The organism is Stenotrophomonas sp. GSD10, from assembly GCF_056172695.1.
Genome location: NZ_JAOCMC010000002.1, coordinates 1985527 through 1999867, shown reverse-complemented (window position 1 = coordinate 1999867; position 14341 = coordinate 1985527). Strand labels below are relative to the sequence as shown.

9 protein-coding genes and 3 pseudogenes are annotated in these 14341 nt (G+C 67.9%); 6 read left to right on the top strand and 6 right to left on the bottom strand.

The features are described from left to right. Positions 1-2: 2 nt before the first annotated feature. Positions 3-428 carry a VOC family protein gene (locus N4G47_RS09490; RefSeq protein WP_475286707.1) on the top strand — a complete coding sequence of 142 codons (426 nt, stop codon included), beginning with the start codon at positions 3-5 and terminating at the stop codon, positions 426-428. Then, positions 425-654: pseudogene (locus N4G47_RS09485) on the top strand (hypothetical protein). Before N4G47_RS09490 ends, N4G47_RS09485 begins: the two are co-directional and overlap by 4 nt. 7 nt (positions 655-661) lie before the next feature. Here N4G47_RS09485 and N4G47_RS09480 read toward each other — a convergent pair. The 3 genes from N4G47_RS09480 to N4G47_RS09470 form a co-directional block, all read right to left on the bottom strand. Continuing rightward, complete coding sequence (locus tag N4G47_RS09480) at positions 662-1357, bottom strand: HAD family hydrolase (protein ID WP_475286705.1); 696 nt, start codon at positions 1355-1357, stop codon at positions 662-664. A gap of 109 nt (positions 1358-1466) precedes the next feature. Then, positions 1467-2207 (bottom strand): DNA/RNA non-specific endonuclease, encoded by a 741-nt coding sequence (locus N4G47_RS09475; RefSeq protein ID WP_475286703.1) that lies wholly within the window; start codon positions 2205-2207, stop codon positions 1467-1469. Positions 2208-2504: 297 nt separating this feature from the next. Further along, positions 2505-3734, bottom strand: a complete 1230-nt coding sequence (locus N4G47_RS09470) for a hypothetical protein (protein ID WP_475286701.1) — start codon at positions 3732-3734, stop codon at positions 2505-2507. A gap of 367 nt (positions 3735-4101) precedes the next feature. On the opposite strand from N4G47_RS09470, the gene N4G47_RS09465 reads away from it, so the two are divergent. The 4 genes and pseudogenes from N4G47_RS09465 (at position 4102) to N4G47_RS09450 (ending at position 10521) form a co-directional block, all read left to right on the top strand. Beyond that, complete coding sequence (locus tag N4G47_RS09465; protein WP_475286700.1) at positions 4102-7458, top strand: S8 family serine peptidase; 3357 nt, start codon at positions 4102-4104, stop codon at positions 7456-7458. 81 nt (positions 7459-7539) lie between these two features. Beyond that, a pseudogene (locus N4G47_RS09460) lies at positions 7540-8214 on the top strand (YadA family autotransporter adhesin); the annotation flags it as partial. Positions 8215-8532: 318 nt separating this feature from the next. Next, positions 8533-8793: pseudogene (locus tag N4G47_RS09455) on the top strand (YadA C-terminal domain-containing protein); the annotation flags it as partial. 153 nt (positions 8794-8946) lie between these two features. Continuing rightward, positions 8947-10521, top strand: coding sequence for an alpha/beta fold hydrolase (locus N4G47_RS09450; protein ID WP_475286698.1), 1575 nt, complete (start codon positions 8947-8949; stop codon positions 10519-10521). Between the two features lie 28 nt (positions 10522-10549). Here the strand turns inward: N4G47_RS09450 and N4G47_RS09445 are convergent, their stop codons facing one another. The 3 genes from N4G47_RS09445 to N4G47_RS09435 all read right to left on the bottom strand — a co-directional run bounded on the left by N4G47_RS09445 (position 10550) and on the right by N4G47_RS09435 (position 14338). After that, on the bottom strand, positions 10550-12412 hold the full coding sequence (locus N4G47_RS09445; RefSeq protein ID WP_475286696.1) for a hypothetical protein: 1863 nt from the start codon (positions 12410-12412) through the stop codon (positions 10550-10552). A gap of 36 nt (positions 12413-12448) precedes the next feature. Next, entirely contained in the window at positions 12449-13435 is a 987-nt protein-coding gene (locus tag N4G47_RS09440) for a hypothetical protein (protein ID WP_475286694.1), read from the bottom strand. Positions 13436-13804: 369 nt separating this feature from the next. Further along, a complete protein-coding gene (locus N4G47_RS09435; protein WP_475286692.1) occupies positions 13805-14338 on the bottom strand; it encodes a lipocalin family protein in 534 nt (177 codons plus the stop codon). Between the last annotated feature and the right edge of the window lie 3 nt (positions 14339-14341).

The window sequence follows — 14341 nt, the reverse complement described above, 5'->3', positions numbered from 1 at the left end:
CCATGACGAACACTGTGAACACGGTCGGCCTGTATGTACGCGACCAGGATGAAGCGCTCGATTTCTACGTTGGCAAACTGGGCTTCGAAGTCCATACCGATGTCCGCAACGGCAGCTATCGCTGGCTGACTGTGCGCAGTCCCGGCCAGGACGGATTCCAGCTGGGCCTGTTCGTGCCCGGACCGCCGACCCACGATGCGGCGACGGCACAGGCCCTGCAGCAGCTGGTGGCCAAGGGCGCGATGCCGCCGCTGGTGCTGGCCGTGGAGGATTGCCGGGCGCGCCATGCGCAATGGCAGGCGCAGGGCGTGGAGTTCACCCAGGAACCGATCGAGCGTTTCGGTGCGATCGATGCCGGATTCCGTGACCCCTCCGGCAACGGCTGGAAGATGATTGAAGCCCGTTCCGAAGTGAGGCGGCGGCAATGAGCCGCGGCAGCTGGGCGCGACCGGTGCATCGCTGGACCTCGATCGTGTTCACCGTGGCGGTGATCGCCAATTTCATTGCCCGTGGCCTGGGACAGGGGAGCCGGCGGCGTGGATCACCTATTCGCCGTTGCCGCCGTTGTTCCTGCAATTGTTCACCGGCCTGTACCTGTTCGCGTTGCATTACGCAGGCAGACGCCGCAGCACCGCGCCCGGTGCTGCGGGGTGATGCAGGCTCAGGCTGCAGCGTTGGCGGCGTAGGCCGCCAGCAGTGCCGGAAGATCCTCCATGCGCTGGAAGATCACCTGGGCACCGGCCGCACGCAGTGCCTCTGGCGTGCTGTGGTGCGGGCCGCCTTCGCTGAAGCCAAACACGGTGGCACCGGCCGCAATGCCGGCGGTCGCGCCGGTCACGGTGTCTTCGATGACCGCGCAGCGCTTCGGGTCCACGCCCAACGCGGCCGCAGCCGCCAGGTAGACGTCCGGGTGCGGCTTGGTGTTCGGCTGGTCCTGGCCGCTGTAGACGTGGCCGCCGAAGGCATCGAGGATGCCGACCTTGCCCAGCTGCAGCTGCACCTTGTGCAGATCGGCGCCGGACGCGCAGGCAATACGCCCACCGGTTGCCGCGGCGATCGCACGCACCGCCGCCGGCGCGCCCTGGATCGGCTGAAGGTCACGCTCCAGCGCAACGTTGCGCTGCAGGCGGAATTCCTCCAGCCATGCCTCGGTGAACGGCTTGCCGGTGCGTTCTTCGATCAGCCCGGCCAGGTGGGCCACCGACTGGCCGAGGAAGACTTCGCCGGCCTGGGCCGGGGTCAACGGCCAGCCGCGCTCGGTCAGCATCTCCGAGAGCACGCGGGCCACCAGCGGCTCGGAATCGACCAGCACGCCGTCACAGTCGAACAGCACGGCATCGAAGGGGTAGGTGGACATCTGAAGCTCCTGGAACAAGGCTGCGCTGCAATGACCGGCCATTGTCCCACAGCGTTCGAAGCCGGGCATGCGCTCAGTGCCGCATGCCCGGATGCCGCCCTTGCGCCGTTCAGCCCAGGTCGCAGCCGGCCGGCTGCGGCCAGGTGGTGGCCGGCAGCATGTTCTTCAGCGAGGCCGGTGCGTTGATGGCCACGTAGCTGGCACCCAGCAGCTCCTCCAGATCGGCGATGGTCACCAGGTAGCTGTCCAGGCTGCCCAGGTTGGCTTCATTGGGGATGATCCAGCTGATCGCCTTGGCGGTACCGGTGTTCGGGTCGCGGGTGATGATCGTCTTCCAGAAGAACTCCGGGGTCGGAATGCCATGACTGGCCAGGAAGTAGTCGTTGGCGGCATCGCCGTAGACCACGCCACCGTAGACGTCCACCGGCGCGATGTCGCGGTAGCACTCGGCCACGTTCTCGGCCTTCACCCAGATGCCCTGGTTGAAGCTGGATTCCTGCGGAACGATGTTGGTCATGTAGTTGGCGCGACGGATGTAGGTCGCGTTGTAGTCCATGTGGTTGGAGGTCACCAGATGGCCGCGGTCGTAGCCGGAGCGGATGCTGGCGTAGGAGGCGGTGCTGTTCTGGCCCAGGCAACCGGCCGGCAGGTCCGGGTCCTTGTAGAAGCTGGACGGCCGCGCCGCCGAACCGGTGTCAGCGGTGAGCGTGTATTCGTAACGAGTGGCGCTGTGGATGCTGCAATCGTAGGTCAGCACGAAGCCGCCCTTGTTGAGGGTGACGACCTGGGCCTGGGCGGCGCCGGCGAAGGCACTGAGGACCAACGCGAAGACGAAGCTTGCAAAGCGCATTGCGGTTCTCCAGCAGAAGATTCAGGGCGCAGCCGTCCGCCTCGACCTGGCCGTGGCGAGGTCATGGGGAGACACTGCGGATGCGGAATGCGGGTGCTGCCGATTGCGGTGGAGCGTGACCGCGGCGAAGCGGCCAGACCGGCCGTGCGGTGTCACAAGCGTCACAAGCTGTCGGCTTTCGGTCAACGAGGAAAAGGCGAAGCTGTGACAGTGCGCAAGCACTGGCAACGTGTCAGATCAGGCGATGGGTGGGTGAAATGCGTGCGTGCTAAGGCCAGGCCGTGCCTGCCGAACAGATCAGGGCTGCGCCTTCAGTACGTAGTCGCCAGCGCGTGCGCCGGCCACCACCGACCAGCCCGGCGCGAGCTGCAGCGACCAACCGTCGCCCTGCAAGAGCGGCCCGTCTGCTGCCGGGGCCTGCACGAACACGGCTTTCCAGTCGCTCTGCATCAGCGCACCGTCGGTCACCTGCAGCGTGCCCCAGTCATCGGTCAGGCGCAGCGTCGGATACACCGCGCCGCTGCCCGGCAACGGCTGCACGCTGTTGGGGTCGAACTGGATGCGCATGCGGCGCAGATCCAGCCGCAGCACCGGCCCGGTCACGAAACGCGCGTGGTTGCGTTCAATCTGTGCCTGCCGATGTTGCGCGCGCAGCGTTTCGGCGCGGTGAAGCGTTGCACCGTCGTAGCGGTTGGCCGCCGCGCGCATCGCCGGTTCGTCCAGGGCCGGTTCGATGTGCGACGCCTGCGCAAGCAGCGTGCCGAGATCGCGGGCGTGCTGGCCGAGCGCGCTGCGCCAGCGCGGTGCGGCCTGGTCCAGCAGCAGGCCGTAGGCCGGGCCGGTGGCATAGGCGAAGGATCGGACGAAGCTGCGGTCGTCGACGTGTGCGCGAAGATCGTGCAGCGCGGCCTCGATACGTGCGGCCGGTGTCGGATTGCCGACCCGCACGCCGGTGTATTCGGCCAGGCCCTCGTTCAATTCCAGCGCCGCTTCCTCCTTCGCGGCAGCAGGGAAACGACGATGGCGCTCGGCCCGGAAGGCGAGGGCGTCGCTCACCGCGACGCGTCGGGCGTCGCCGTCGTTGGCCGACAGTGCAGCGGCCAGTGCCCGCCATTCCAGTTGCAGCAGATGGCGCCCATCGAGGGTGTCGAGATGATCATTGCCGCCTTCGGCCGGCGTGGCGATGGGCAGTGCCGGCTGCAGGCGATGGAACATCTCGTGCGCCAGCAACGTGCGGCGCCGCGCGTCATCCTGTGGCAGTGGCCACAGCAGCTGTGTCCAGCGTGTGCCGGACCAGTCGATGGCGGTGTTGGCCACCAGTGCATCGGCGGGCAGTAGGCCGACGAAGATCGCGCCACGCGCGCTCAGGGCGCCCTGCGCGTCCTGCTGCGATGCCGTCAGTTCACGGCTGGCGGCATCGACCAGCATCATCGGTCCACACAGCGATGCGCCCCACAGCGCGCCGTCGTCAGCGCGGCACAGCGCATCGGCTTCCCTGAAAACAGCATGCGCCGCAGCATCGGTCATCGGTGTTTCAACCGCGCCCGCCCGCCCAATTAGGCAGGGCAACAGGCACATCAGTGCGTAACGTCGCAACTCCATGGCATCCCTGCATCGGTGTGTGGCGTGCGCGCATGGTAGCGGTTGCGGCCGATCATCGTTGGCGGGGCGATGGTGCCTTCCATACCCGGGCGTACAGCGAGGCGCCGAGCCGCCGTGCCGCAAAAACTGTGCGACACGTCAAATTTTAGGGTAGTGTCGGGGTCGCTGCCGGGGACGCAGCGAGGTGTGCAGCGTTGGGGACGACGCGCGGCACCAGCAATTGAAGCACCAGACACCACAGCGCCGGCGCTGCGCCGGCGTGCATCTTGGGCTTTCATTGAAGGGGTATTCGATGCGCAATGCATGGATCAAACGAAGCAAATGGGTCGCGTTGACACTGGTGGCCGGTGCCGCTCTGGCGGCCGCTGCCGTCGGCGTGCGTAGTACCGCTACCCAGTCGAAAACCGGCAATCCCTCGGTGGACGCACGTGCCGGCAACCCTGCCGGTCCGGCCGCCACCGGCCCCGGCAGCAGCCTGGGTGAGCTGTCCAACCGCTACATCGTGGTCTACCGCGAGGAACCGCTGGCCACCTACAAGGGGGACATCCAGGGCCTGGCAGCGCCGGAACGCCTGCGACCCTCGGCCAGCGCTGCACGCGCCGCGGCGGCCACCGGCAATACGCCCACCCCGCGCATCGCCGTGCAGGGCGCACGCTCGCGCGATTACGTGCGCTTCCTGGCCGGTCGCCAGGCGCAGCACGAAGCGCGCATCAACGCCACGCTCGGCCGCAGCGTGCGCGTGGAGCGCCGGATGCAGCACGCGATCAACGCCTCGGTGCTGCAGATGAATCCGCAGGAAGCCGAGCAGGTGCGGCAGCTGCCCGAAGTGGAACTGGTGGAGGAGTACAAGGAGTACGAACAGGACACCGATGTCGGTCCGGGGCTGATCGGTGCCACCGCGCTGTGGAATGCCACCCCGACGCCGTATCGCGGTGAGGGCATTGTGGTCGGCGTCATCGACTCGGGCATCAACTTCGGCAGCCCGGCCTTCACTGCCCGCGCTGAAGATGGCTACGAGCACATCAATCCGCTGGGGGCTGGCACCTATCTGGGCACCTGTGCCCCCGGTGGTGTCGATGAGGGACGCTGCAACAGCAAGCTGATCGGCGGCTACGATTTTGTCTGCACCGCACCGGGCAACCAGTGTGGCGTGGCCGATGTGCGCGAAGAGCCTGGATTCGGCGATACCAACGGTCATGGCAGCCACACCGCGTCGACTGCGGCGGGCAATCCGCACACCGCGTCCTACCGTGGCAACCAGATCCACATTTCCGGTGTGGCCCCGCGCGCCAACCTGATCGCCTATGACGCCTGCTACACCGAGGTGTCCAGCGGCCGTGGCCTGTGCCCCAACACCTCGACACTGGCGGCCGTGAACCAGGCGTTGGCCGACGGTGTGGTCGATGTCATCAATTACTCCATTGCCGGCGGCACCGCACCCTGGGGTGAAGCGGTGTCGCTGGCCTTCCTCAATGCGTCCGATGCGGGCATCTATGTGGCGACCTCGGCCGGCAACTCCGGCCCGGGGCCCAATACCTTGGGGCATCTGGAACCGTGGACCGGCAGCACCGCCGCAGCTACCCACGGGCGCGGCGACATCGAGCTGTACGCCGCGGTGAGCGGGCCTGGCGTAGTGCCGCCGGAGCTGAGTGTGATCCTGCTGACCGAGGGCTCCGGTGGCGTGCCGTTCACCACGCCCATTGCCGCCAGCACGCCGCTGCGGGTCAGTGCCGGCATCGACACCGCCAATGATGGCTGCGCCGCATTCCCGGCCAACACCTTCCAGGGCGCGATCGCGGTGATCCGGCGTGGCTCGTGCAACTTCAGCGACAAGGTCAACAATGCGGCCGGTGCCGGTGCCATCGCGGTGCTGATCGCCAACAACCAGCCCACGCCGATCCTGCCCAACGTGGCGGGCGCCACCATCCCGGCCTTCGCCATCGACCAGGCCGACGCCAATGCGCTGCGCACCTTTGCCAACAGCGTGGGCAATGCCGCTACCGGCGGCATCGCCTATCCGGCCACCAAGGTGAGCAACACGCCGGATGTGCTCGGTGATTTCAGCTCGCGTGGCCCGGCCGGCGTGTTCGATCTGGTCAAGCCGGACGTGACCGCGCCGGGCGTGCGCGTGCTGGCGGTGGTGGCCGGTACCAGCGTGACCGGCTCGGAGAACGCGGTCGGTCTGATGGACGGCACCTCGATGGCCTCACCGCATCATGCCGGTGCGGCCGCGCTGCTGCGCCAGGCACGACCGGACTGGACCGTGCAGGAAGCGCGTTCGGCGCTGATGATGACGGCGCGCCAGGAGGTGATGAAGGAAGACGGCGTCACCCCGGCCGATCCGTTCGCGATGGGCGCCGGTCGCATCCAGGTCGATCAGGCGCTGCGCGCCGGTCTGGTGCTGAACGAGACCAAGACCAACTTCCTGGCCGCCAACCCCGCCAACGGCGGCGATGTGGCCTCGCTCAACATCGCCAGCATGGGCAAGCGCAAGTGCCCGGACAGCTGCAGCTTCACCCGCGTGTTCCGCAACGTGCTGCCGACCCGGCAGACCTGGACGGCGAAGGTGACCGGCCTGACCGCAGTGGTGTCGCCGTCGGTGTTCACCCTGGCGCCAGGCGAAAGCAAGGCGGTTCGGGTGATCGTCACCACCGGTGCGGTGCCCAACGATGGCAGCTGGCGGTTCGCACGCCTGACCGTGGCGCCGCAGGGCGGTGACACCAGCCAGCCGTTGCTGCGCCTGCCGATTGCGGTTTCGGTGCCGCCGCCGCAGATCGCCGCCACGCCGCCGACCAGCGCGCTGACCCTGCCGACCGGTGGCAGTGGCTCGGTGAACCTGCAGATCACCAACACCGGCGGTTCGCCGCTGGAATGGCAGATCGACAACTCCGGGGTAGGCACCCGCACGCTGGTCGCGCAGGCGCCGAACAACGCCAACGGGCGCCGCTCCACGCGCTTCACCGATGCCGCTTCGGTCGGTGCGCGCGCGCAGTTGTCCGCCGATGACTTCACCCTTGGCGAGACCACCGGCATTACCCGCATCGTGGCCGATGGCTTCGTCAACGGTGGCTCGCTGGCCACCTCGACCAACCTCAACTGGTCGATATTCCGCGACGTCGGCGGCAATCCGGAAGGCAATCCGGAATCGAGCCCGCAACTGGCGGTGTGGTCGCATACCGCGACCGTTGGCAGCGCGGGCGTGAGCACGTCTGCCACCCTGGCCAGCATCAACCTGGACATGGCCGCCGCCGGGCAGAACGTCAGCCTGCCTGCGGGCCGCTACTGGCTGGTGGTATCAGTGCGCGCACCGCTGGCCACCAGCTGGTTCTGGTTCAACGCCACCAGCGGCGACAGCGTGTACCGCGGCGCGATCATCAACCCGGACGGCAGCGGGGCCTGGTCGGCCACCACCGGTGCGCCGGGCCTGGCCTACGGGCTGGGCGGCAGCAACGCCTGCGGTGCCGGCTGGATCGGAACGCCCTCGCGCGCGCTTGGCCGCATCGTGGCCGGTGCCAACCAGACCACGCAGGTGCAGATCAACGCCGGTGGGCTGGCGCCAGGCAACTACTCCGGCTTCGTCTGCGTGGGCAGCAATGACCCGACCACGCCGAAGACCGCCGTGCGTGTTGCGTTGACGGTCACACCGTAAGGCGCGCGCAGCATCCGGGCCGGTCCCGCCGGGGCCGGCCCGTTCTCCAGCGTTTCCGGCCGTGGCCGGAGACCTTCCTTGATGGACCTTGGGGGTACCGTGAAGACGATGCACAAGCACATCCTTGCCGTGGCGCTGGCCATGGCAACCGCGCCGGCGTGGGCCGGTGATACCTGCCAGCTGGACGATGGGTTCGGTGGCGTTTCCAGTGGCGGCGCGACCGCCGGCGGCGCCGCGTCGATGGCCTGTGGCAATGGCGCCGATGCCAGTGGCGATCTGTCCGCTGCCGTCGGTACCGGCGCCAGCGCCAGCGGCACCGGCAGCACCGCCATTGGTGCCGCCAGCAGTGCCTCGGGCGACCAGAGCGCGGCGGTCGGCGTGGGCGCCTCTGCGTCCGGCGCCAACAGCGCCGCGATCGGTGACAGCAGCACCGCCAGTGGTGATTTCAGCAGCGCCAGCGGCTCCGGCAGCTCCGCCACCGGTTCGTTCGCAACGGCGTCCGGTGCCGGCAGCACGGCCAGCGGCGAGAACAGCACGGCGGTGGGCAGTCTGTCCGAAGCCAGTGGTACCAACAGCAGCGCACTGGGCAACGGTGCCGTGGCCTCGGCCAACGACAGCGTTGCACTCGGCAACGGCTCGGTGGCCGATCGTGCCAACTCGGTCTCGGTCGGCAGTGCCGGCAACGAACGTCAATTGACCAATGTGGCCGCTGCCACCCAGGGCACCGATGCAGTCAATCTCAACCAGATGAATGCCGCCAACGCCACCACCCTGTCGTCGGCCAACAGCTATGCCGATGCGCGCGCGACCGCCACGATCAATTCGGTCAACGCCTACACCGACGCCAGCAGTGCAGCAACGCTGTCCTCGGCCAACGGCTACGCCGACACCCGCGCCGCGGCCGCCGTCACCACCGCCAACGCCTATACCGATGCCAGCAGCGCAGCCACGCTGTCGTCGGCCAATGGCTACACCGACACCAAATCGGCGCAGGCGGTCACCACGGCCAACGCCTACACCGATCAGCGCCTGGCCCAGTTCGCCGTGGACAACAACGGCCTGCGCCAGGAGATGGAGCGCCGGCTGCGCCACCAGGATCAGCGCATCGATCGCATGGGCGCCATGAGTTCGGCGATGTTGAACATGGCCATCAATGCGGCTGGCTCGCAGAGCCCGCGCGGTCGCATTGCGGTGGGTGCCGGCTTCCAGGGCGGTGAGCAGGCGCTGTCGATCGGCTACGGCAAGCGCATCGGCGAGCGCGCTTCGTTCTCGCTGGGTGGGGCCTTCAGCAATGGCGAGAAGTCGGCGGGCATGGGCTTCGGCGTCGATCTGTAGTCGAGGGACGCGGGCAGGGGCGGGTAACGCCCCTGTTCAGCATTGAATGCCCGACAACATGCCGCCAACGGCATGTTGCGTCGCAAGGTGCCAGCCACCATTCGCACTGGTACGGTCCAGCCCGTTGCATACCAACAACGGGGAGAGACGACGATGCGCAAGCTGGTGCTGATGTTGATCCTGCTGACGGGCCTGGCACCCTCCGCCTGGGCGGCCACGGTCAAGACCACCCATACCACCATCAACAGCTGGGACGGAACGCCACTTGGCGCCTTCGTCATCGAGCCACAGGACGCCGGCAGCGGACGGTTCCCGCTGCTGGTGATGCCCAGCAGCTGGGCTGTGCCCAGCGCCGAATACGTGGGCGTGGCGCAGGCCCTGGCCCGCCGAGGCTACATCGTCATCAGCTACAGCTCGCGCGGCTTCTGGGAGTCGGGCGGCAGCATCGACATCGCCGGCCCGGCCACGGTCGAAGATGTCAGTGCGCTGATCGATTGGGCCCTGGACAACACACGCGCCGACCCGGCGCGGATCGGCGTTTCGGGTATCTCCTATGGCGCCGGCACCAGCCTGCTGGCGGCCGCGCGTGATCCACGCATCAAGGTCGTGGCCGCCTTGAGCGGCTGGGCCGACCTGGAGGCCTCGCTGTACAGCAACCGCACCCCCAGCGCGCAGGGCATCGCCTTGCTGGTGGCGGCCGGGCTGGCCACCGGCCGCCCGGGCTCCGAGCTGGCCACCATCAACCACAACGTGCTGCTGGGCAATTTCCAGGGTGCAGTCGATTCGCTGTTGCCGGTCGCGGCCCAGCGCAGCCCGGCCAGCAGCGTGGACGAGATCAATGCCAACCGGCCGGCGGTGTTCCTCGCCAATGCCTTCAATGACAGCCTGTTCCCACCCGGACAGCTGGTGGACTTCTTCAACCGTCTGCAAGGGCCCAAGCAGCTGCAGCTGCGCCACGGCGATCACGCACTCAACGAGCTGCTCGGTGCGCTGGGTATTCCCAATGAAGTCTATGAGCAGGCGGGCGACTGGTTCGATCACTACCTCAAGGGCGTGGACAACGGCATCGATCGCCAGGCGCCGGTGCAGCTGAAGTCGCAGAAGGGGCTGTGGAGCCGCTATCCCAGCTGGCAGGCCACCGGCAATGGCGCCGTCAGCTACGCGCTCACTGCACCCGGCGGCCTGCTGCTGCCCACCGGCGGCCTGGCCGAGAACGGCCGCAGCACCGGCTGGAACTATCGCATCGGCAGTGGCCTGTTGACCGCTGCCAACTCGGGCGTGGCGATGGCCTCGGGCGCCCTGCAGATGATCAACCTGCCACCGGGCGCGTACATTCCGTTCGTGGGCCGCAGTGCCGCCGGCGTCTGGCAGGGCCCGGTGCAGTGGAGCGCGCGCCGCCTCGATGGCACGCCCGAGCTGCGCGTCACGGTGACGCCCAGCCGCGCCAATACAACGCTGTATGCCTACCTGTACGCCGAAGACGTACTTGGCAATGGCCAGCTGATCAGCCACAAACCCTACACGCTGCGCGATGCGACGCCGGGCCAGGCGCAGACCCTGGACCTGCGCCTGGAGGCCAGCAGCTGGAACCTGCCGGCCGGCAGCCGCTTGACGCTGGTGATCGACACGGTGGATCTGCGCTACGCCGGCATCAGCCAGCTGGGCGGAGCGGTGACCTTCAGCTCGCCGGCCGCGTCGCCCTCGCTGCTGAAGGTGCCGCTGCACTGAGGCGCACCGGCAGCCTGCATGCCACAGCTCATAGCGGCTGTGGCAGCAGGGTCCGGATCGCCTCGTGCTGCTTGGACAGCGTGGCCCGTTGCACGAAGCCCTGGATGATCGACGCGGCCACCTTGCGCTGGTTGTCCATGTCCAGCAGCGGGGCGACCTGTCCGGCACCGGTGGGGGAGTCACGGAACGGGCAGCCGACCGCATCGGCGGTGGTCAGGGTGATGATCGCCTTGGCCAGGCGTGCCGAGGGCGCGCGTTTGGCGTGGAAGATCACCAGCGTGCGCTCGTAGCTGATGCCGGTGGGGCGCACCGTCGAGTGCAGGGTGTCTTCGATGGTCACGTGCCGACCGTCAATCCAGTCCAGCGCCTGCATGCAGTTGGCGATCGTCGCACGGCACAGCGTGGCGTAGTCGGTGCGGATGACCACCGCGTAGTCCACGCCGGAGACCGGCACCCGGTTGAGGTCCAGGTAAGGGTTCTGCGCCAGTGTTGCCACCAGCGCCAGGTCATCGCTGAAACCGCAGGCGGTACCGAGAGGGGCACCCAAGCGCTGCAGCAGTGTCTCCATCCATTGCATGCCCCACTGGCGCCCGGCCATCAGCTGATTCCGTTGCCGGACGGTCAGCGCACCCTGTTCGACGCCTGCCATGGCATCGCGCATGGCGTCCTTCACCGCCGTCATGCAGGCGTCGACCTGCTTCATGCAGTCAGCGCCAGCGGTATGGACCGGCGTGGCGGAGATGCCGTCGATCACCCGCTGGAACACCGACAGATCACGCTGCTGATTCAGATACCAGTCGTGGATGCGCTGTACGTTGCGGCGGCGCTTGTCCAGCTTGTCGGCGCCGGGCCAGTTCGGATAGGCCGCGATCTCGCACAGCATCGTCAAGCCTTCCCAGAGGTGATATTCCATGCTGGGCAGCGGCAGGCGCCAGCGCTCATCGGCACCGGCATCTTCGGTGATCACCAGGTGGTTGCGCACGATGTCCGACCACACCGTGATGGCTTCAACCGTGTCGCGGCGCGGCGTGGTGACATCGATCAGTTCCATCAGGATCGGCCGTGGCGTCACCGGGTCATCGCCGGTGGGCGCGCGCGGATCCTTCACCCAGCGCGCATGCCAGGTGTACCCCAGGCGATACAGCACGAACGGCTTGATGCCATCGTTGAGGATGATCCCCGGTGGAGGTGGGGGCGCCGGCGCGGGTTGCACCGGCGGCACCCCCGGCGGCACCGGCGCCGGCAGCACCGGCGCATTGGCTGGCGCGGTCGCTGCCTTGGTCGATCCGATTCCCTTCAACGGCGTGCTGGTGAACAGATGCAGCCCGGCGCGGTCGCGCTCGTAGACCTTGCGGAAGGTCTGCGGGTTGTCACAGGTCACCAGGCACGACTGGCCCGGCGGAACGTAGATGTCGACCGTGGTCAGATCCACCACCTGGCCGCACAAGGGGTTCTGCGCGGGCGGGGCGAGGCTGATCTCCAGCGCGATGTTCAGACCGGCCGGGCCCATCACCTCGATCACGATGTCCTCCACACCTCCGTGCAGGGCGTCCTGCGCCGGAATCGGAATCCAGGGATTGATCACCACCTGGGTGTCCCAGTCGGACCTGCCGAAGTCGAACAGGGTCGGCGGCGGCTCTGCCGGGCGTTCGATCAACGCGTCGAGGGCGTTGCCACCTTTTACGTAGAAAAACAGCAGCGCCTGCTCAGGCCTCAGGTTGTAGTCGCGGCGGACCGTGCTGACCAGGCTGCGCAGGCGGTCCTTGATGTCCGACAGGGCCTTGACCACCACCGAGCGCACCTCCGGGTACGCCTGGGCGTTGTTGATCTGCGCAGTCAGCTGCTTGCTGATGTGGCGACGCGCCTCGCGTTCCGGCGTGCTTTCTTTCATGGGGAGCCTCGCAGGGAGAGTGGGGCAGGGGGCGGCTCAGCGCGGGGCCAGCAGTGCGGCGATCGCGCCGTACCAGTCGATGGCCTGGCTGCTGCGCCGGGCACGCGCCAACGCGCGGGCCGCGCCGGGTACCGATACCGGTATGCGCACACCGAGATACCGGCGCATATCCCGGGTGGCGACCAGCACGGCGGTGTCCACTTCCCAGTCCGAAACAGCCGTTGCCGCAGGGCGCGCACTGCCGAGCAGGCCGCGGGTGTTGCGCGCGGCCAGATCCGCAACCCGTTGCAGCTCGTGCGGTGTGGTGCGGAAGCGGACGAGCGAGAAACTGCCGCCGCCTTCCGGGAACACGCGTGCACGCAGGTCACACGCAGCGTGTCCCTGCGACAGCCAGATGCCCAGCTCTTCGGCAAACTCGCGGCGTGCGGTGTGCTCGCGCCATTCGTCGTTCAAGCGCCCACCGCCGGGCAACGACCACTGGCCTGCCTGGTTGACCAGCACCGGCACGATCGCATCCGACCATTCGCGAACCTCCACCACCAGGCGCGCGGCCAGCACCTGGGCGCCGGCCCAGTCCGGCGCGGTTCCCGCCTCGGGCTGCAACGCCGCCGACAACTCAGCCACGGTGGTACGCGCCACACTGCCAGGCGGCGGTGTCTCCGGGCGCTCGGTGTACAGCAATTCAAGCGCGGCCAGGGTCTGCAATGCCACCTCGGCAATGGGCGCCCTGTGATCCGCGTTGTCGCGGGCCTGCGCCAGCGCGTCGCCGGTCTGCGGCAGCGAACGCTCGCCATCGCGCGCCACTGAATCAGCGGCGCGCAGGGCATCGGACAACAGGTCCGCCGCCTGGTTCCACTGCTGTTCGGTGGCGGCGGTACCGGAGGTGCAGATGGCCAGCACGGCGACCATCGCCTCGGCAGAGAGCACGACGACGGCGTTGCTGCCCCACCAGCTGTTGAACACCCGCTTGCGGGTGATCAGATAGTGGTCGCCATCCCATAAAGCGACATAGACCTGGTTCATGGCATCACCCTCCCACTCGCAGAAGACGATGAGGGACGGTGGCTGTGCACCACGCTGCTGTTGGGTTCCACGAAGGCGTTGCCATGTCTCGCTCCTGCGGGCTTGAGGGGTGGAGGCGGCAACACAGCGCTTTGGACCACGGCACGTTGCATTGACGTGCAATCACTCTAGGGACCGGTCGGAACGGACGATTGGCGCCAGCCACGGAAAATGCGGTGCGATTCGACGGAACCCGGTCGAATCGATGCATTGATTGCGCCGCACGCCCTGCGCGGGCAACGCGCGCGCGCCGCCCGGGCCTGGACAGGCCGGGCGTTGCCTCAGCGGCTCAAACGGTGATTGCCGCGGCGGCCTTGCGCCGCCTGGCGGCTATCGAATCGATTGCGGCACGCGCCGCAGCCGGCGGACGTCGTAGCCCATCTGGGCGATCCGCTGCACGGCCTGCTGGTAATCCTGCTCGGACACCTTCGGCGTGCGCGCCATGTACCAGACGTAGTCGCGCTTGCTGCGCGCGACGATGGTCTGGCCATAGTCATCGTCCAGCCAGGCAATGATGTATTCGGCCTGGATGGGCCAGATGAACTGCATGCCCCAGACCGCGCCCTGGCCCTCCTTCTCTACGCGTCCGATCGGGTGCATCGACCGCTGCGGCGCGGCAAAGCTGCCCTTGCGATAGGTGAAGGTGGTCTGGATGCGCCCGTCCGGCCGCAACGCGTAGCTCTCAACCGCGTCGTAGGCCTCGCGCTCCGGCCACGAGGGAATGTGCGCGATCACGTACCAGTCGCCCATGAAGCGTGGCACATCCACCGAGGGCGGGCGTGGCAGCGCACGGGTGTCCTGGGCACTGCAGCCGGAACCGAACAGGCCCACGGCCAGCAACGGGAGCAGGGAGAACAGGCGCATGGA

Coding starts and splice junctions, on each gene's coding strand:
- N4G47_RS09475 (WP_475286703.1), bottom strand. CDS start 2,207: ATGCGCTTTGCAAGCTTCGTCTTCGCGTTGGTCCTCAGTGCCTTCGCC.
- N4G47_RS09450 (WP_475286698.1), top strand. CDS start 8,947: ATGCGCAAGCTGGTGCTGATGTTGATCCTGCTGACGGGCCTGGCACCC.
- N4G47_RS09470 (WP_475286701.1), bottom strand. CDS start 3,734: ATGACCGATGCTGCGGCGCATGCTGTTTTCAGGGAAGCCGATGCGCTG.
- N4G47_RS09440 (WP_475286694.1), bottom strand. CDS start 13,435: ATGAACCAGGTCTATGTCGCTTTATGGGATGGCGACCACTATCTGATC.
- N4G47_RS09465 (WP_475286700.1), top strand. CDS start 4,102: ATGCGCAATGCATGGATCAAACGAAGCAAATGGGTCGCGTTGACACTG.
- N4G47_RS09445 (WP_475286696.1), bottom strand. CDS start 12,412: ATGAAAGAAAGCACGCCGGAACGCGAGGCGCGTCGCCACATCAGCAAG.
- N4G47_RS09435 (WP_475286692.1), bottom strand. CDS start 14,338: ATGCGCCTGTTCTCCCTGCTCCCGTTGCTGGCCGTGGGCCTGTTCGGT.
- N4G47_RS09490 (WP_475286707.1), top strand. CDS start 3: ATGACGAACACTGTGAACACGGTCGGCCTGTATGTACGCGACCAGGAT.
- N4G47_RS09480 (WP_475286705.1), bottom strand. CDS start 1,357: ATGTCCACCTACCCCTTCGATGCCGTGCTGTTCGACTGTGACGGCGTG.